Source organism: Halomonas sp. MMH1-48, assembly GCF_022348105.1.
Classification (GTDB): domain Bacteria; phylum Pseudomonadota; class Gammaproteobacteria; order Pseudomonadales; family Halomonadaceae; genus Vreelandella; species Vreelandella piezotolerans.
This window is the reverse complement of the sequence record NZ_JAKRFL010000002.1, coordinates 37,693-55,942: the sequence shown is the minus strand read 5'-3', so window position 1 is coordinate 55,942 and position 18,250 is coordinate 37,693. Positions and strand designations below refer to the sequence as shown.

14 protein-coding genes and 3 tRNA genes are annotated in these 18,250 nt (G+C 58.5%); 14 read left to right on the top strand and 3 right to left on the bottom strand.

Annotation, left to right across the window (positions count from 1 at the left end):
- Positions 1–47 precede the first annotated feature (47 nt).
- The 3 genes from MHM37_RS02350 (at position 48) to eno (ending at position 3,935) form a co-directional block, all read left to right on the top strand.
- Positions 48–1,703, top strand: a complete 1,656-nt coding sequence (locus MHM37_RS02350; protein WP_139525133.1) for a CTP synthase — start codon at positions 48–50, stop codon at positions 1,701–1,703.
- A gap of 10 nt (positions 1,704–1,713) precedes the next feature.
- Complete coding sequence (kdsA, locus tag MHM37_RS02345; RefSeq protein ID WP_139525134.1) at positions 1,714–2,577, top strand: 3-deoxy-8-phosphooctulonate synthase; 864 nt, start codon at positions 1,714–1,716, stop codon at positions 2,575–2,577.
- Between the two features lie 68 nt (positions 2,578–2,645).
- On the top strand, positions 2,646–3,935 hold the full coding sequence (gene eno / locus MHM37_RS02340) for a phosphopyruvate hydratase (RefSeq protein ID WP_139525135.1): 1,290 nt from the start codon (positions 2,646–2,648) through the stop codon (positions 3,933–3,935).
- 498 nt (positions 3,936–4,433) lie between these two features.
- On the opposite strand, the gene fdxA is transcribed toward eno, so the two are convergent.
- Positions 4,434–4,757, bottom strand: a complete 324-nt coding sequence (gene fdxA / locus MHM37_RS02335; RefSeq protein WP_139525136.1) for a ferredoxin FdxA — start codon at positions 4,755–4,757, stop codon at positions 4,434–4,436.
- A gap of 182 nt (positions 4,758–4,939) precedes the next feature.
- On the bottom strand, positions 4,940–7,507 hold the full coding sequence (gene mutS, locus MHM37_RS02330; RefSeq protein ID WP_239295881.1) for a DNA mismatch repair protein MutS: 2,568 nt from the start codon (positions 7,505–7,507) through the stop codon (positions 4,940–4,942).
- A 121-nt stretch (positions 7,508–7,628) separates the two neighbouring features.
- Between mutS and MHM37_RS02325 the strand changes: the two genes are divergently transcribed.
- The 9 genes from MHM37_RS02325 to MHM37_RS02285 all read left to right on the top strand — a co-directional run bounded on the left by MHM37_RS02325 (position 7,629) and on the right by MHM37_RS02285 (position 14,769).
- The gene (locus tag MHM37_RS02325; protein WP_239295882.1) at positions 7,629–8,153 is read left to right on the top strand and encodes a CinA family protein; all 525 of its coding nucleotides are present in this window, start codon (positions 7,629–7,631) and stop codon (positions 8,151–8,153) included.
- A gap of 89 nt (positions 8,154–8,242) precedes the next feature.
- Positions 8,243–9,304, top strand: a complete 1,062-nt coding sequence (gene recA, locus MHM37_RS02320; RefSeq protein WP_139525139.1) for a recombinase RecA — start codon at positions 8,243–8,245, stop codon at positions 9,302–9,304.
- A 38-nt stretch (positions 9,305–9,342) separates the two neighbouring features.
- Entirely contained in the window at positions 9,343–9,804 is a 462-nt protein-coding gene (locus MHM37_RS02315; RefSeq protein ID WP_153842154.1) for a regulatory protein RecX, read from the top strand.
- A gap of 148 nt (positions 9,805–9,952) precedes the next feature.
- A complete protein-coding gene (alaS, locus tag MHM37_RS02310) occupies positions 9,953–12,562 on the top strand; it encodes an alanine--tRNA ligase (protein ID WP_239295883.1) in 2,610 nt (869 codons plus the stop codon).
- A gap of 106 nt (positions 12,563–12,668) precedes the next feature.
- Complete coding sequence (locus MHM37_RS02305; RefSeq protein WP_139525142.1) at positions 12,669–13,919, top strand: aspartate kinase; 1,251 nt, start codon at positions 12,669–12,671, stop codon at positions 13,917–13,919.
- A 192-nt stretch (positions 13,920–14,111) separates the two neighbouring features.
- A complete protein-coding gene (csrA, locus tag MHM37_RS02300; RefSeq protein WP_039180068.1) occupies positions 14,112–14,300 on the top strand; it encodes a carbon storage regulator CsrA in 189 nt (62 codons plus the stop codon).
- A 124-nt stretch (positions 14,301–14,424) separates the two neighbouring features.
- A tRNA-Ser gene (locus MHM37_RS02295) sits at positions 14,425–14,517 on the top strand.
- A gap of 30 nt (positions 14,518–14,547) precedes the next feature.
- A tRNA-Arg gene (locus MHM37_RS02290) sits at positions 14,548–14,624 on the top strand.
- A 68-nt stretch (positions 14,625–14,692) separates the two neighbouring features.
- Positions 14,693–14,769, top strand: a tRNA-Arg gene (locus MHM37_RS02285).
- Positions 14,770–14,958: 189 nt separating this feature from the next.
- Here MHM37_RS02285 and MHM37_RS02280 read toward each other — a convergent pair.
- Positions 14,959–15,963 carry a tRNA-dihydrouridine synthase family protein gene (locus MHM37_RS02280; protein WP_239295884.1) on the bottom strand — a complete coding sequence of 335 codons (1,005 nt, stop codon included), beginning with the start codon at positions 15,961–15,963 and terminating at the stop codon, positions 14,959–14,961.
- Between the two features lie 127 nt (positions 15,964–16,090).
- Between MHM37_RS02280 and MHM37_RS02275 the strand changes: the two genes are divergently transcribed.
- Complete coding sequence (locus tag MHM37_RS02275; protein ID WP_139525143.1) at positions 16,091–16,348, top strand: OadG family transporter subunit; 258 nt, start codon at positions 16,091–16,093, stop codon at positions 16,346–16,348.
- A 92-nt stretch (positions 16,349–16,440) separates the two neighbouring features.
- Positions 16,441–18,246 carry a sodium-extruding oxaloacetate decarboxylase subunit alpha gene (oadA, locus tag MHM37_RS02270; protein ID WP_239295885.1) on the top strand — a complete coding sequence of 602 codons (1,806 nt, stop codon included), beginning with the start codon at positions 16,441–16,443 and terminating at the stop codon, positions 18,244–18,246.
- Positions 18,247–18,250 lie beyond the last annotated feature (4 nt).

Below are 18,250 nucleotides of genomic sequence, written 5' to 3'. Positions count from 1 at the left end.
GTGTGGCTTTCTGTTACGCCTTTTGATCACGTTTCGACAGGTTTTCCATGACACGATATATCTTCGTGACCGGCGGCGTTGTGTCCTCTCTTGGCAAGGGCATCGCGTCTGCCTCGCTGGCGGCGATTCTAGAGGCCCGCGGCCTTAAGGTCACCATGCTCAAGCTCGACCCGTACATCAACGTGGACCCGGGCACCATGAGTCCTTTCCAGCACGGCGAGGTATTCGTCACCGAGGATGGCGCCGAGACGGACTTGGACTTAGGTCACTACGAACGCTTCATTCGTACCAAAATGACCCAGGGCAACAACTTCACTACGGGCCGTGTGTACGAACACGTGCTGCGCAAAGAGCGTCGTGGCGATTATCTGGGCGGCACCGTGCAGGTCATTCCGCACATCACTGATGAAATCAAGCAGCGCGTCTACGCCGGTGGCGAAGGCTTCGACGTGGCGCTGGTGGAGATCGGCGGTACGGTCGGCGATATCGAGTCACTCCCCTTCCTGGAGTCCATTCGTCAGATTCGCAGCGAGCTTGGCGCCAGCCGCGCCATTTACATGCACCTGACTCTGGTGCCGTACATCAAGACCGCTGGCGAAACCAAGACCAAGCCGACACAGCACAGTGTCAAAGAGCTGCGCTCTATCGGTATCCAGCCCGATATTTTGATTTGCCGCAGCGAAGTGGAGCTCGAAGAGAGCGAGCGTCGCAAGATTGCCTTGTTCACCAACGTGGAAGAGCGCGCGGTGGTGCCGCTGCAAGATGCCGACACCATCTACCGCATTCCGCTGATGCTGCACGAGCACGGCCTCGACGATATCGTCTGCGACAAGCTGCGCCTGGAAGCAGCACCTGCGGACCTGTCGGAGTGGGTCAAGGTACTCGATGCCAAGCTCAACCCGCTGAAGTCCGTCAGCATCGCCATGGTCGGCAAGTACATGGAGCTGCTGGATGCCTACAAGTCGCTGAATGAAGCGCTGATCCACGCAGGTATTCAGGGTCGAATCAAGGTCAACGTCGACTATATCGACTCCGAAGACATCGAGCGTCACGGCACCGAGCGCCTGGCAGGCAAAGACGCCATTCTGGTGCCCGGCGGTTTTGGCGAGCGCGGCGTGGAAGGCAAGATCCTGACCGCCCAGTTTGCCCGTGAAAACAACATCCCTTACCTGGGTATTTGTCTGGGTATGCAGGTAGCGGTGATCGAGTTCGCGCGTAACGTAGCTGGTTGGAAAGACGCCAACTCCACCGAGTTTACCCACGACACCAAGCACCCGGTGGTGGGCTTGATCACTGAGTGGATCAACGCCGAAGGCAAGATCGAGCTCCGCGATGCGGCCTCGGATCTTGGCGGCACCATGCGCTTGGGTGGCCAGGTTTGCCATTTGAAATCAGGCAGCAAAGCCCGCGAAGCCTATGGGGCTGACGAGATCGTCGAGCGTCATCGTCACCGCTTCGAGGTCAATAACCAGTTCATCGATGAGCTGGAAACGGCAGGCCTGGTGATTTCCGGCAAGAGCGTCGATCAGTCGCTGGTGGAGATGGTCGAGCTGGCCGATCACCCCTGGTACGTGGCGTGTCAGTTCCATCCAGAGTTCACGTCCACCCCTCGTGATGGTCACCCGCTCTTCTCTGGCTTCGTCAATGCCGCGTTAGAGCACAAAACGGCACGGACCCGTGCCCACGCCGCACCTCAGGAATAAAGGGGGAAGCATGTCTTCTCAGTCTCCATTCCCAGAGCATCACATCCACGTTGCCGGCTTAACCGCCGGCAATTCTTTGCCACTCATGCTGCTGGGCGGTATGAACGTACTGGAGTCGGCGGAGCTGGCCGATGAAGTCGCACAGGCTTATGTGAATGTGACGCAAAAGCTGGGCATGCCGTATGTGTTCAAGGCCAGTTTTGATAAAGCGAACCGCAGTTCGATCCACTCTTACCGCGGGCCTGGGCTAGAAAAAGGCCTGCAAATCCTGGCTGATATCAAGGCCCGCCATGACGTGCCCATCATCACCGACGTGCACGAGCCGTGGCAGGCAGCGCCTGCGGCGGAAGTCGCCGACATCATCCAACTGCCGGCCTTTTTGGCGCGCCAAACCGATCTCGTCGTGGCAATGGCGAAAACCGGTGCGGCGATCAACATCAAAAAGCCGCAGTTTCTGGCCCCGCACGAAATGCGCCATATCCTCACCAAGTTTCAGGAAGCGGGCAACGACCGCCTGATGCTATGTGAACGCGGCACCAGTTTTGGCTACAACAACCTCGTCGTGGACATGCTGGGCTTTGGCGACATGAAGCAGACCGGTTACCCGGTGTTCTTCGATGTCACCCATGCTCTGCAGCGTCCAGGTGGCCGGGCGGACAGCGCCGATGGCCGCCGTGCCCAGGTTGCCGAGCTTGCTCGCGCGGGTGTGGCAGTGGGCTTGGCCGGGCTGTTTTTGGAAGCTCATCCAGACCCCGATAACGCCAAGTGCGATGGCCCCTGCGCACTGCCACTGGACCAGCTCGAGCCGTTTCTGACCCAACTGTCACAGCTGGACGCACTGGTCAAAGGCTTCGACCCCTTGACCATCCGTTAATCGCGGCGGATATCCGTGGTATACATTGGACCTCTCATCGATTAGACCGACAACCAAAGGACACTGTCATGACCAAAATTGTTGAAATCAGTGCGCTGGAAGTGCTCGATTCGCGCGGTAACCCGACCGTTCAAGCCACCGTACGTTTGGAAAGCGGTGCCGTCGGCGTTGCCTGTGCCCCCAGCGGTGCCTCCACGGGCTCCCGCGAAGCACTCGAACTGCGTGATGGCGACAAGGCGCGCTACCTCGGTAAAGGCGTTTTAAAAGCCGTCGAGGCCGTGAATGGCAAGATTCGTGATGCGTTGTTGGGCATGGATGCGCGGGACCAGCGCGGTTTGGACAATGCCATGCTGGAGTTGGATGGCACGGATAACAAGGCGACTCTGGGAGCCAATGCGATTCTGGCGGTGTCGCTCGCGGCAGCCAAGGCGGCGGCCAATGCTAAAGGCGTGCCACTGTATGCCCATATCGCCGAGCTTTACGGCCAGCCCGGCCAGTACAGCATGCCGGTCCCGATGATGAACATTCTGAACGGCGGCGAGCACGCGGACAACAACGTGGACATTCAGGAGTTCATGGTGCAGCCGGTTGGCGCTACGAACTTCCGTGAAGGTCTGCGTATGGGCGCAGAGATCTTCCACGCCCTCAAGAAAGTGCTCTCTGCCAAAGGGCTGTCTACCTCGGTGGGTGATGAAGGCGGTTTTGCGCCAAACCTGGCATCCAACGCCGACGCGCTGGCGGTCATCAAGCAAGCCGTTGCCGATGCGGGTTACACGTTGGGGAGCGATGTCACCTTGGCCTTGGACTGTGCTTCCTCCGAATTCTATAAAGACGGCCAGTACGACCTCTCTGGCGAAGGCAAGCGCTACGACGCCGAAGGTTTTGCGGACTACCTGGCGGGCCTGTGTGCCGACTACCCCATCGTGTCTATCGAAGACGGCATGGACGAGTCCGACTGGGCCGGTTGGAAAGCCTTGACCGACAAGCTGGGCGACAAGGTGCAGCTGGTGGGGGACGACCTGTTCGTCACCAATACCAACATCCTCAAGCGTGGCATTGACGAGCAGATCGGTAACTCGATTCTGATCAAGTTCAATCAGATTGGCTCGCTCTCCGAAACTCTCGACGCGATCAAAATGGCCCAAGATGCGGGCTTTACGGCGGTCATCTCCCACCGTAGTGGTGAAACCGAAGACACCACCATTGCCGATCTGGCCGTAGGCACCTGTGCGGGACAAATCAAGACCGGCTCGCTGTGTCGCTCTGACCGTGTCGCGAAGTACAACCGCCTGCTGGTGATCGAAGCCGAGCTGGGTGATGTGAGCTACCCCGGTTTGAAAGCCATCAAAGGCCAATAGGTCAAAAATATAGCGTTCGCGTGTAAGAGATCTCTCAAAAATTTGTAAGAGATCTCTTACAAATGCCGACGACATTCGCTCGGAACCGTGTAGGAAAAAGCGAATTTTTTCACTAATCTTAATTTAAGCCGTTGATATTTAAGATTTTGTTGTCTGAAGGGCGAGCCGGGGAGGCTCGCCCTTTGTATTTTCTGCTGGCTTGTGAAGTTAGCCTGTTCTGCCACAATGCACACAGGACAAGGGGAGGCAAGGATGCTTCAGGCAGGATGCAACGGGATGTAAGTAGGTGCGCCGGGTGACACAGTGATGTGAGCTCTGGCAAGGACGTCACCTAAGGAGGTTGACACAGGGAGTGGTCAGAGGAAGTGCTTGGAGCGGGCGGCCTACGGGCCGCCTTTTTTTGTGCAGGCCATTTACGCAATCATGAATGTCTTCCATCCGACCACAAAAAAACCAGCGTAAACGCTGGTTTTTTTGTGGTGTGCTAACACTCTGCGCTCAACGCTCGAGTTTTTCCAGCTTACCCGTTTTGCCATCCCACTCTTCTGCATCGGGCAGAGGGTCTTTCTTCTCGGCAATATTGGGCCATACTTCGGCCAGCTCCGCGTTGATCTCGATGAAAGGCTCCTGGCCATCGGGCAGCTCATCCTCAGAGAATATCGCCTCAGCAGGACACTCTGGCTCACACAGCGCGCAGTCAATGCACTCGTCTGGGTGAATGACCAGGAAGTTGGGGCCTTCGTAGAAGCAGTCGACCGGGCAAACTTCCACACAGTCGGTGTATTTGCATTGGATGCAGTTCTCGGTAACGACAAACGTCATCTTGCTATCCCTCTTGCGAGACCGAGAAGCCTCCCGGTCGTGGTCAATCGTGAATGGTTATAAATCAGCGATTTTTTATAAGGTAAAAAAGTATGGGCGACATTCTAGTGGTGCCCATACCCGGCGGCAAGCGCTCGCGCTCATCTGTTGATGCGATTACTGCCGCTCATTATATCCATTGTCTATAGCAGCTCTCGCCACTGATACAACAGGGCCAGCGCTTCGCGAGGCGACAAGTCGTCGATATCCGCCTTGCCGAGCGCTTCTACCACCGGGTGCGGGACGCTGGCGAACAGGTCGTTTTGCTGCGGTATCGCAGGGCTCGCTGAGGGCCGCTGCTGCTCGTCGACATCCCGCTGCTCGAGCATCATCAGCTTTTCCCGAGCGCGACGAATCACCGGAGCCGGGACCCCGGCGAGTTGGGCGACCTGTAAGCCATAACTCTGGCTGGCGGGGCCCGCCTCGATACGGTGCATGAACACGATGCCATCGCCGTGTTCCGTTGCCGTCAAATGAATATTGGCGACGCCCTCCGCCTGCTCAGGCAGTGCCGTCATTTCAAAATAGTGCGTGGCAAACAGCGTGAGCGCCCGGGCGTTGGCGAGATGCTCGGCGCTCGCCCAGGCCAAGGAGAGGCCGTCGAAGGTGCTGGTGCCGCGGCCAATCTCATCCATCAGGACTAGGCTGTGCTCGGTGGCATTATGCAGGATATTGGCGGTTTCGGTCATTTCCACCATGAAGGTCGAGCGTCCTCCGGCGAGATCATCCGACGAGCCAATCCGGGTAAAGATGCGATCGACCGGACCGATCTCAGCGGCATCGGCAGGCACGAAGCTGCCGCTATGGGCCAGCAGTGCAATCAGCGCCGTCTGGCGCATGTAAGTCGATTTACCGCCCATATTGGGGCCGGTAATGATCAGCATGTGCTGCTCTGGGGTGAGCAGTACGTCGTTGGGCACGAACGGCTTATCGCTGACCTGCTCTACGACGGGGTGACGGCCCGCCGTAATCGTGATGCCGGTGCTGTCGACCAACTGCGGGCGCACCCAGTTGAGCGCATCGGCGCGCTCGGCGAAGGCGCACAGCACGTCTAACTCTGCGAGCGCTCGGGAAGTGTTTTGTAGCTCGTGCAACTGGGCATTGAGGTCAGCCAGCAGCTGATCGTAAAGCCATTTTTCTCGAGTGAGCGCGCGCGACTTGGCAGAAAGCGCTTTGTCCTCGAACTCCTTGAGTTCTGGAATGATGAAGCGTTCGGCGTTTTTCAGCGTTTGACGACGGATATAGTCGGCGGGCGCCTGCTGTGCCTGGGCGCGGGGCAGCTCGATGAAGTAGCCGTGCACGCGGTTATACCCGACTTTGAGGTTGGCGAGCCCGGTACGCTCACGCTCTCGCAGCTCCAGTTGTACGAGGTAGTCGCCCGCGTTTTCGGCCATGCCTCGGTGCTCGTCCAGCTCGGCATCGAAGCCGTCGGCGATGACGCCGCCATCCCGAATCACCACGGGCGGGTTGTCGACCAGCGCGCGTGCTAGCGTATCGGCCAGCTCGGGGTAGGGGCGAATGTGTGGCTTGAGGCTATCCAGGGCACTGCCGCTGTCGATGTCGGCCAGCAGCGCTTCCAGCGTGGGCAGCGTGGCGAGCGCATCTCTCAACCGTGCGAGATCTCGCGGTCGTGCGCTATAAAGAGCGACACGGGCGAGTATGCGTTCCACATCGCCCACATCGGTTAATGTTTCCCGCAAGCTCATATAAGCGGCATCGATGGAGAGCAGGGCAACGCCGGCTTGGCGGCCTTCGACGATCTCTCGCTGACGCAACGGGCGATTCAGCCAGCGTTTTAAAAGCCGTGACCCCATGGCGGTCGTGCAGGTGTCGAGCACGCTGGCCAGGGTGTTGTCACTGCTGCCCCCCAGATTGATGTCGATCTCCAGGTTGCGGCGGCTGGCGGCGTCGATCACCACGGCATCATCGCGGTTCTCTACGCTGATGGCGGTCACGTGGGGCAGGCGCGAGCGCTGGGTGTCGCGGGCATAGTCGATCAAGACACCGGCCGCGATCAGCGCCGTGGAGAGATGCGCGCAGCCAAAGCCACGCAGATCGCTGACCTCGAACTGGTCGCACAGGCTGCGGGTGGCGCTCTCCAGATCGAAGAGCCACTCCCCCTGTCGGCGTAGGCTGCGCTTTTGCGACCACGCATCGGGCAGCGTCAGGCTTTCGGGGACCAGCAGCTCTGCCGGAGAGAGCCGGGTCAACTCGGCGAGCATTTCCGCTTCGCTCTCGACTTCCAGCACGTTGAAGCGACCGCTGGAGAGCTCCAGCCACGCCAACCCCCAGCCCGCCTTGCCGGGGGCAGCGGCCACTAGGACGTTATCTCGCCGTGCATCGAGCAGGGCTTCGTCGTGCAGCGTGCCGGGTGTCACGATACGCACGACCTGGCGCTCTACGGGCCCTTTGCTGGTGGCCGGGTCGCCGATTTGCTCGCAAATCGCGACCGATTCGCCCCCAGCCACCAAGCGCGCCAAATACCCCTCGGCGCTGTGGTAAGGCACTCCCGCCATGGGGATGGGCTTGCCCCCCGATTGGCCGCGTTGTGTCAGCGTAATATCCAGCAGCGCGGCGGCGCGTTTTGCGTCGTCGAAAAATAGTTCGTAAAAATCCCCCATGCGGTAAAACAGCAGTACCTCGGGGTGCTCGCGCTTGATCTTAAGGTATTGCGCCATCATTGGCGTATGGGCGGGGCTGGCCTGTGACATGGGCGTCCTGATTGAGCGTGGCGCAAGCGATTGGCTTGCGGCATGTTCGTTGGGCAATTTCGTTGAGAAAGCTAAACGCAGTATTCTACGCTACCCTAAGGTCCTACATGAAGGAGTCACCATGGCCCCCAGCGTTTCCAGCCTCAAGAACCTCGATTTATCGCTGCTTGCCCAGCGCCTGGGGCGGCAATGTCTTCAACTGGGCATGGAAGTGACCACCGCGGAGTCCTGCACCGGTGGCGGCATCGCCAGCGCCATTACCTCGGTGGCCGGCAGCTCGGCTTATTTTACGGCCGGTTACGTCACCTACTCCAACGCCGCGAAAACGCGCCTGCTAGGCGTCGAGCAAGCGACGCTCAATGCCCACGGCGCGGTCAGCGAGCCGGTGGTGAAGCGCATGGTGGCCGGTGCTTGTCGTGAGAGCGGTGCCGATATGGCCGTGGCGGTGAGTGGCGTCGCCGGGCCCGATGGCGGCAGCGATGACAAGCCGGTCGGCACCGTATGGATCGCTTGGGGCGGTGCCGAACAGCAAGAGGCCGAGTGTTTCCATTTTCCTGGCGACCGCCAAGCGGTGCGTGAGCAGGCGGTTCGCGAAGCACTGGCAGGGCTGGTGGCTCGGTTGAGTGCCCAAGCGCAGAAGAAATAATCGTTAAAGTAGCCGTTGAGGATTTGTTTAGCCGCGAATCTTTGGCATACTACTGGCTAATTATACAGCTTGTTATGAGGAATCTCTGCATGGCTCAGGAAGACAACCGCACCAAAGCGCTCAATGCCGCACTCAGCCAAATTGACCGCCAGTTTGGCAAAGGAACCGTCATGCGCCTCGGCGATGCGCCACGCGTCGTGATGCCGTCTGTCTCCACCGGTTCTCTGGGGCTGGATATTGCGCTGGGAATTGGTGGTTTGCCATTTGGTCGCGTCGTCGAAATCTTTGGTCCAGAGTCGTCGGGTAAAACGACCCTGACGCTGTCGGTCATCGCCCAGGCGCAAAAGCAGGGCAAAGTGTGTGCTTTCGTGGATGCCGAGCACGCGCTCGACCCTAGCTACGCCGAGAAACTGGGCGTCAACCTGGACGACCTGCTGGTCTCTCAGCCGGACACGGGTGAGCAAGCGCTGGAGATTACCGACATGCTGGTGCGCTCCGGCGGTGTCGATGTGATCATCATCGACTCCGTGGCGGCGCTAACCCCGCGTGCCGAGATCGAAGGCGAAATGGGCGACTCCCACGTCGGCCTGCAGGCGCGTTTGATGTCCCAGGCGCTGCGTAAAATCACCGGTAACATCAAAAACGCCAACTGCTTGGTGGTCTTCATCAACCAGATTCGTATGAAGATCGGCGTGATGTTCGGCAGCCCCGAGACCACGACCGGCGGTAACGCACTGAAGTTCTACTCCAGCGTGCGCTTGGATATTCGCCGCACCGGTTCGGTGAAGGCGGGAGACGAAGTCACCGGTAACGAAACCCGCGTGAAAGTAGTGAAGAACAAGGTGGCGCCGCCGTTCCGTCAGGCCGAGTTCCAAATCCTGTACGGCAAAGGTATTTACCACGCCGGCGAGGTCATCGATCTTGGCGTGCAGTGCAACTTGGTCGATAAAGCGGGCGCTTGGTATAGCTACAAAGGCAACAAGATCGGTCAAGGCAAAGCCAATGCGGCCCAGTACTTGGAAGAGCATCCCGAGATCATGAACGAGATCGAGACTCAAATCCGTGAACAGCTTCTCGCCAAGGCTGAGCCGAAGAAAGAAGAAGCGCCCGCCGCGGATGTGGCCGCCGATGGCGACGACGATCTGCTCTAAACGGCCATTCCCGCTGGCGTGGAAAAGAGGAGGGTGCCATGTTCCCCTCTAATGCAGATGCCTCGCCACGGGACGTGGCTATTCAACTGCTGGCTCGGCGTGAGTACTCGCGCGTCGAGCTGGCGCGTAAACTTCAGCAAAAATCCTTCGACGGGGATGAAATCGAGGCCTGCCTCGATGCGCTGGCCGAACAGTCTCTCCAATCGGATGCGCGCTTTGCCGAGAGCTTCGTCCGTTCGCGAATTGCCCGTGGGCAGGGCGTGATCCGCATCAAGGGCGAACTTCGTCAGCGAGGTATCGATCAGGAAACGCTGACGGCTGCGCTAGAGGCCGTCGAGGAGCGAGAAGCCATCGATTGGTTCGAGCTGGCCAAAGAGACCCTAGCAAGACGTTACGACTCCCCCGGCGATACACCCAAAGAGCGCGCCAAGCGCGAGCGTTTTCTGGCGACACGTGGCTTTGACTTCGAGCAAATCCGCTACGCGCTTTCCTGCCTATAATACGCCCTCTGGAACCGCTCGTTTTAGGTTCTGCCACTAACTGCGGCTTTAGTCGTTTGACAACTGCGTTATAATGGATCCTTTGCGACCCCAGCGGGTGGCGGCGACAGCGCCCTGGGGCATCACGCTTTCTTGTTACGGATACCCTATGAAAAGCGCAGAGATCAGACAGGCCTTCCTATCGTTTTTTGAAGAGCACGGCCACACGGCAGTGCCGTCTAGCTCGCTGGTGCCGGGCAACGACCCGACGCTACTGTTCACCAATGCGGGCATGGTGCCTTTCAAAGATGTGTTTTTGGGTCGTGACCCTCGCCCCTACGTGCGTGCCACCTCTGCTCAGCGCTGTGTGCGTGCCGGCGGCAAACATAATGACTTGGACAACGTAGGTTACACTGCGCGTCACCACACCTTCTTCGAGATGCTAGGCAACTTCAGCTTTGGTGATTACTTCAAGCGTGACGCCATTCGCTTTGCCTGGACATTTTTGACCGAAACCCTGGGGTTACCCAAAGAGAAACTATGGGTCACCGTACATATCAGCGACGACGAAGCCGAGCGCATCTGGAAAGATGAGATCGGTATCGACCCCGAGCGTTTCTCCAAGCTGGACGAGGACAACTTCTGGCAAATGGGCGACACCGGTCCCTGTGGCCCCAGCTCAGAGATTTTCTTCGATCACGGCCCGGAGGTGTGGGGTGGCCCGCCTGGAAGTCCAGAAGAGGATGGCGACCGCTACATCGAGATCTGGAACCTCGTCTTCATGCAGTTCGAGCGTGATGCCCAAGGCACCCTCAATCCACTGCCGAAGCCCTCTATCGATACCGGCATGGGGCTGGAGCGTGTGGCGGCTGTCATGCAGGGCGTGCACTCCAACTACGAAATCGATCTGTTCCAGAATTTGCTCAAGGCGGCAGCAGACGCCACGGGACATGGCGATACCACCACGCCCTCGCTACGCGTCATCGCCGACCACATTCGCTCCTGCGCCTTCTTGATCGTCGATGGCGTGCTACCTTCCAACGAAGGTCGTGGCTATGTACTGCGCCGGATCATTCGTCGGGCGATTCGTCATGGCCACAAGCTGGGCGCGTCCGAGCCGTTCTTCCATAAGTTGGTGAGCGCTCTGGATGACGAAATGGGGGATGCCTACCCCGAGCTGCGCGATGCCAGCGAGCAGATCGCCCGTGTACTGCTGAAAGAGGAAGAGCAGTTTGCGCGGACGCTGGATCACGGTATGGGCTTGCTGAACGCGGCGCTCGAAGAGCTGCAAGGTGACGTGCTGCCCGGCGAAACCGTGTTCAAACTCTACGACACCTACGGCTTCCCGTTCGATTTGACTGCTGACGTGTGCCGAGAGCGTGAGGTGACACTGGATGAAGCCGGTTTCCAGCGTGAACTCGAAGCTCAACGCGAACGCGCTCGTGCCGCCAGTCAGTTTGGCGCGGATTACACGGCCTCTATCGAACTGGACGGCGAAACCCAGTTTACCGGCTACGAGCGGCTGGAAGACCAAGCCACCGTGACCGCCATCGTAGACAGCGAAGGCAACGCGCTGGCGGCCTTGGAAGCCGGTCAAAAAGGCACCGTAGTGCTCGATCGTACTCCGTTCTACGGGGAGTCCGGCGGACAGGTGGGCGATACTGGCTACTTGCACGTCGATGGCGGTCGTTTTCAGGTGAACGATACCCAGAAGCAGAGTGGCCACCACCTTCACCAGGGGGTAATGGTCGAAGGGAGTCTGAGTGTCGGCGCCAACGTGCGCGGTGAAGTCGATGCCAGTCTGCGTGGCGCGACCATTCGTAACCACTCCGCGACCCACCTGCTGCACAAAGCACTGCGAATGGTGTTGGGGGATCACGTGCAGCAGAAGGGCTCGTTGGTCAACGCAGAGCGTCTGCGTTTTGACTTTAGCCACTTCGAACCGATGACCGCGGAGCAGCTTGCTGAGGTCGAGCGCATCGTCAACGAGCAAATCTTGGCGAACGCGCCGACCAAAATCGAGCAGATGAGCCTCGCCGATGCCAAGGCCAAAGGCGCGGCAGCACTGTTCGAAGCCAAATACGCTGATAACGTGCGCGTATTGACTATCGGTGCCGATGACTTCTCCATCGAGCTTTGCGGCGGTACCCACGTCAAGCGCAGTGGCGACATTGGCTGCTGCCACGTCGTCAGCGAGGTGGGCATTGCTTCTGGTGTTCGCCGTATCGAAGCGATCACCGGTGAAAACGCCTTGGCCTACTTCCGCGAACAGGAAGCGCGCGTGCAGCGCCTGGGCGAGCGTCTGAAAACCAAGCCTGAACAGGTGGAAGCCCGTGTCGAATCGCTGATAGAGCGCAACCGCAGCCTGGAAAAAGAGCTCGAGCAGCTCAAAGCGAAGCTGGCGAGCGCGGCGGGCAGTGACATGCTCAGCCAAGTGCAAGATGTAGGCGGCGTGAAGCTGCTGGTCACCGAACTAGAAGGGGTCTCCGGTAAAGACCTGCGCGGCGTGCTGGATCAGTTGAAGAACAAGCTGGGCTCCGGCGTCATCCTGCTAGGCACGGCCGACAAAGCGGCTGGCAAGGTCAGTCTGATTGCCGGGGTGACCGGCGACTTGACCGATCGGGTCAAGGCGGGCGAGCTGGTCAACCATGTGGCTTCCCAGGTAGGCGGTAAAGGGGGCGGTCGCCCTGACATGGCACAGGCAGGCGGCAGTCAGCCAGAGGCGCTACCGGGCGCGTTGAACAGTGTCCCGGCTTGGTTGGAAAACACGCTTCGCTAAATAGAGAGGCCGGTGGCATTATTTGCTACCGGCCTTTTTGCTAGTTAGGAAAGTTGGCAACAATAATATTCACCCTCCATTCCCGAACGTAAAGGAAAAACGGCATATGGCACTATACGTACAGAAGTTCGGCGGCACCTCGGTGGGCTCTGTCGACCGTATCAAGGCCGTGGCGGAAAAAGTGAAAGGCTTTCGCGACCAGGGACACCAGGTCGTGGTCGTCGTTTCCGCGATGAGCGGCGAAACGAACCGCCTGACCGAGATGGCCCATGCGCTGAACGAAGAGCCCGCACCGCGTGAGATGGACATGCTGCTCTCCACCGGTGAGCAAGTCACTATCTCCTTGCTGGCCATGGCGTTACAGCAAATTGGCGTTCCGGCGACCTCGCACACCGGTGCACAGGTAGGGATCTTGACCGACAGCGCCTACACCAAAGCGCGTATCCAGCGCATCGAAACCGACGACCTGAAATCTGATCTGGACGAAGGTAAGGTCGTGGTCGTGGCCGGTTTCCAAGGCGTCGACGAAGACGGCAACATTACTACCTTGGGTCGTGGCGGCTCGGACACCACCGGCGTGGCCCTGGCAGCGGCTCTGGGCGCTGATGAGTGCCAAATCTATACCGATGTGGACGGTGTCTACACCACCGACCCGCGCGTCTGCTCCAAAGCGCAGCGCCTGGAGAGCATCACCGTCGAAGAGATGCTCGAGCTTGCCAGTTTGGGCTCTAAAGTACTGCAAATTCGTGCTGTTGAATTCGCTGGTAAGTACAACGTACCGCTGCGGGTACTGTCGAGTTTCGAAGACGGCCCGGGCACCCTGATTGTCGCTGACTCTGACCAAGACGAGGATTCTATGGAAGAACCGCTAATCTCCGGTATCGCGTTTACCAAGAACGAAGCCAAACTGACGCTACTGAACACGCCAGACGTTCCGGGCGTAGCATCGCGCATTTTGGGTCCGATTGCCGACGCCAACATCGAAGTCGATATGATCGTTCAAAATGTGGCGCCAGCGGGGGACTACACCGACTTCACCTTTACCGTGGCGAAGGGTGACTACAAGGCCACCAAAAAGCTGTTAGAAGAGACCGTTATTCCTGACCTGGGTGGCGGCGAACTGCGTGGCGACGACAACATCGCCAAAGTTTCTCTGGTGGGCGTTGGTATGCGCTCTCATGCCGGTGTCGCCTCTAAAATGTTCCGCGTATTGGCCGATGAAAACGTCAATATCCGTATGGTTTCCACGTCCGAAATCAAGATTTCTGTCGTGATTGACGAAAAACATATGGAACTTGCGGTCAATGCCTTACACAAAGCATTTGGCCTTGATAAATCCGATATCGAATCTGAATAACAATTGTGTCCTAAACCTTCTACGCTGAAAGTACTTGCTGCCCTGTGGTGGTGAGCTTTCTTTCAACGGGAGGTTAAGGTGTCATAGGGGCCAAAGCCATTGGTGGCAGGGGTCACCATGTCGCATAATGGCATGGTGACGCCACTGGCGGACACATCCCGTTGTATAAAACGTCTGAGAAGGAGATCAGCCATGCTCATCCTAACCCGCCGCGTTGGCGAAACGCTGATGATCGGTGATGAAATCACCGTCACAGTGTTAGGTGTGAAAGGTAATCAAGTACGCATTGGTGTGAACGCACCGAAAGATGTCGCGGTTCACCGCGAAGAGATCTACCAGCGTATTCAGCGTGAACGTAATAGCGAAAGCGAAGCAGAGTAAATGGCCGCCTGTGTCACGCTCAATAGAGGGCGTTTAAGCGGTAATATCAGGTCGGCGCGAAAAAAATCGGAATAGGACTGGACACCAGTCATCATAATCGGTAACATTCGCGCCGTGCTGTTGAGGAGAGGTGGCCGAGTGGCTGAAGGCGCTCCCCTGCTAAGGGAGTATAGGGTTTATAGCCCTATCGAGGGTTCGAATCCCTCTCTCTCCGCCAACCGCATCTAGTAACATCGCAATTGGATAGGCGCCCGTAGCTCAGCTGGATAGAGTACCTGACTACGAATCAGGTGGTCGGAGGTTCGAATCCTCCCGGGCGCGCCAAGTTGCAAAGGTAAGTATTTGATGTTACAGTGTTTTCATTGTTTGACGAGTTCGACAATGACTGAAAAGCGCCCGTAGCTCAGCTGGATAGAGTACCTGACTACGAATCAGGTGGTCGGAGGTTCGAATCCTCCCGGGCGCGCCAGATTCCAAAACCCGCTCTCATAGGAGAGCGGGTTTTCTGTTTTCTAGCCTGACTATCGTGGCTCGCGCGGTAGTCTTGCGATCGTGTAAAGCGCCCCCGCATCCTTGCGGAAGGGCGCTTTTTTTTGGCCCGTAAAACGCCAGGGGAAGAGTGTCGGGTAGCGAAAGCTGGCGATGGTCCTTGATGGCCTTAGGCGGGTTCGCAGGCGTTGAGCACGCTCGTGCTAGGGGTAAGGCTGCCCAGAAGTGTGTCCAAGTCGGTCAGGCGCTTCAGGCGCTGAAAATGCTGGTTGGCTTCGGCGTTGCCCTGACGCATCTGGGCAAGCCACTGCTTCACCAGGGAGACCACCACTCGGTCAGGAAGATGTTGGCGCTGCAGTGCGGCGTACTCTTGCAGCACGCTGGCGCGCATTGTCCAAGTGGTGTCCGCCAAGCGTTCGCCGGTTTGCTGCCAGTGGCGAATGCGAGGGGCCAGCCAGGGGTCGGCGAGGGCGCTGCGTCCTAGCATGACATCGCAGCAGCCCGAGAGCGTGCGCGCTTTCCAGTAATCCTCGAGTGTCCAGATATCGCCATTGGCCACTACGGGGATGGAAACGTGGCGGCGCACTTTGCCGATCCACTCCCAGTGAGCGGGAGGGCGGTATCCCTCGTCTCGCGTCCGCCCGTGGACGACCAGTCGCGCCGCACCGCCCGACTCGGTGGCCTGCGCACACGCCACCGCCAAGCGCCTATTGGCAAACCCCAGGCGAATTTTTGCCGTCACCGGTATCTCTCCGTCTAACGCCTCGGCCACCGCTTTCACGGCGTGGTAGACGCGCTCGGGCTGGCGCAACAGCGACGCGCCGCCATCGTGGCGGTTGACGAGCTTGGCCGGGCAGCCAAAATTGAGATCGATACTGATGGCGCCCAACGCAAGCGCTTGGCGGGCATTCTCCGCCAAAGCCTGCGGGTCGGCGCCTAGCAACTGCAGGTGCACCGGCACGCCGCTGGGCGTGGCGACGGGGCGTTGCTGTAATTCGGGGCAGTGTTTATAAAACACGCGTGGGGGGAGGCGCGTGTCGACGACGCGGACGAACTCGGTGACCGACCAGTCAAAGCCGGCCTGCCGAGTGAGTAGGTCTCGAGTGAGCGCATCGATGACGCCCTCCATCGGTGCGAGACCGATCTTACCTTTATGTAGTAAATTAACAACCATGACTTCCACTATGGCGCGATTGCATTCTATCCTGGATGTGGCAGGTTAGTGTATTACCCTTATTGCGCCAAGCGCCGTTGGAGGCGTTTGGTGTGCCAATAACCCTATAAAATAAGGAGAGCACGCTATGCAAGGGTCGGAGTTGCTCCAAGAGGGGCTTGCTCTAATGGGCCTGGGTATGGGCTTTGTTTTTGTTTTTCTTACTATTTTGGTCATAAGTGTCACGCTGATGTCAAAGCTGATCGACCGTTATCAGCCTGCCCCTGTGGCGGCGCCAGCGGACCGAAAAAGTGGAAAAACACCCGCCAAACACGGCCAAAACGACGAAGTCGTCGCGGTGATTAGTGCTGCGGTGCATCGTTATCGTTCGTCTCGCCGCCAGTAAGCAGCACGTGCCAGCGTGTCCATTTCGCTCCTGATGCAATTTTTTTGTTAAATTTACTACAAATTCATAACGCCAAACTGTGAGCCATGACCATGAATGAAATAAAACGTCCTCTGGGAATCACCGATGTGGTGCTGCGCGATGCGCATCAATCCCTGTTTGCCACGCGCTTGCGCTTGGACGACATGCTGCCCATTGCCGAAAAGTTGGATAAAGTCGGCTACTGGTCGCTGGAAACCTGGGGCGGTGCCACCTTCGATGCGTGTATCCGTTACTTAGGGGAAGACCCGTGGGAGCGTATTCGCGCCCTTAAAGAGGCGATGCCCAACACGCCCCAGGCTATGCTGCTGCGCGGCCAAAACCTACTGGGCTACCGCCACTACGCTGACGATGTTGTCGATAAGTTTGTTGAGCGCGCCAAGACCAATGGTGTCGATGTATTCCGCGTATTTGATGCCATGAACGACCCGCGCAATTTAGAGCGCGCTATTAAGGCAGTGCGTCAGGTGGGCGGCCACGCGCAGGGTACCATTTCTTACACGGTGAGCCCGGTACATACCCTGGATAGCTGGGTAGATCTTGCCAAGACCATTGCCGCAATGGGGGCAGATTCGCTGGCTATCAAGGATATGGCGGGGCTACTCACACCGTATACGGCGTATGACTTGGTCACGCGTCTTAAAAAAGAGCTCTCCATTCCCGTCCACCTGCACTGTCACGCGACGACCGGCTTATCGACCTCGACCATTTTGAAAGCGGTCGAGGCAGGGGTCGATAACGTCGATACCGCCATCTCCTCCATGTCGATGACCTACGGCCACAGCCCGACGGAGTCCGTGGTGGCCATGTTGAAAGATACCGACCGCGACACCGGCTTGGACCTGGAGCTGCTGGAAGACATCGCTGGCTACTTCCGCGAAGTGCGTAAAAAATACGCCGCCTTCGAAGGCTCGCTGCGCGGTATCGATTCGCGCATTTTGGTGGCCCAGGTGCCCGGCGGCATGCTCACCAACATGGAGAGCCAGTTGAAAGAGCAGGGCGCTGGCGACAAGCTGGATGACGTACTGAGTGAAATCCCCCGCGTTCGTGAAGACCTCGGGTTCATTCCGCTGGTGACCCCTACGTCACAAATCGTGGGCACCCAAGCGGTCATGAACGTCATGATGGGCGAGCGCTACAAGTCAATCTCCAAAGAGGTGCAGGCGCTGCTGAAGGGGGAATACGGCGCTGCCCCGGCACCCTTCAATGCCGAATTGCAAAAGCGTGTGCTGGAGGGTGGCGAGCCAATTACCTGCCGCCCGGCAGACAACCTCTCCCCGGAAATGGACAAGCTTGCCGCCGAGCTGAAAGAGAAAGCCACCGCCGAGGGCATTCGCCTTGCCGAAGACGAGCGGGAAGTGGATGACGTGCTGACCTATGCGCTGTTCCCGCAGATTGGTTTGAAATTCCTCAAGAACCGCGACAACAAAGACGCTTTCGAGCCTGCGCCCCAAGCCGCTCAAGCGTCGACACCGGCCAAAGCAGACGCCGCTCCTGCCGCCGCACCGAGCGCTGGCGGTGGCCCGGAAACCTATACCGTGAAGCTCAACGGCAAGGCGTACGTGGTCGAGGTGTCAGAGGGTGGCGAGATCGGCAATATTGAGGAGCAGCCCGCCGCACAGCCTGAGGCTGACACCCCTGCGTCTAGCGGTGTCAGCATCGACGCACCGCTGGCGGGTAACATCTTCAAAGTGAACGTGCGTCCAGGTGATCAAGTGGCCGAAGGCGACGTCGTGATCATTCTCGAAGCCATGAAGATGGAAACCGAAGTGCGTGCCAGCAGCGCCGGTACGGTATCGAAAGTCAACGTCAATGAAGGCGATAGCGTTGCCGTTGGCGATGCGCTGATCGAGCTTTAAGGGC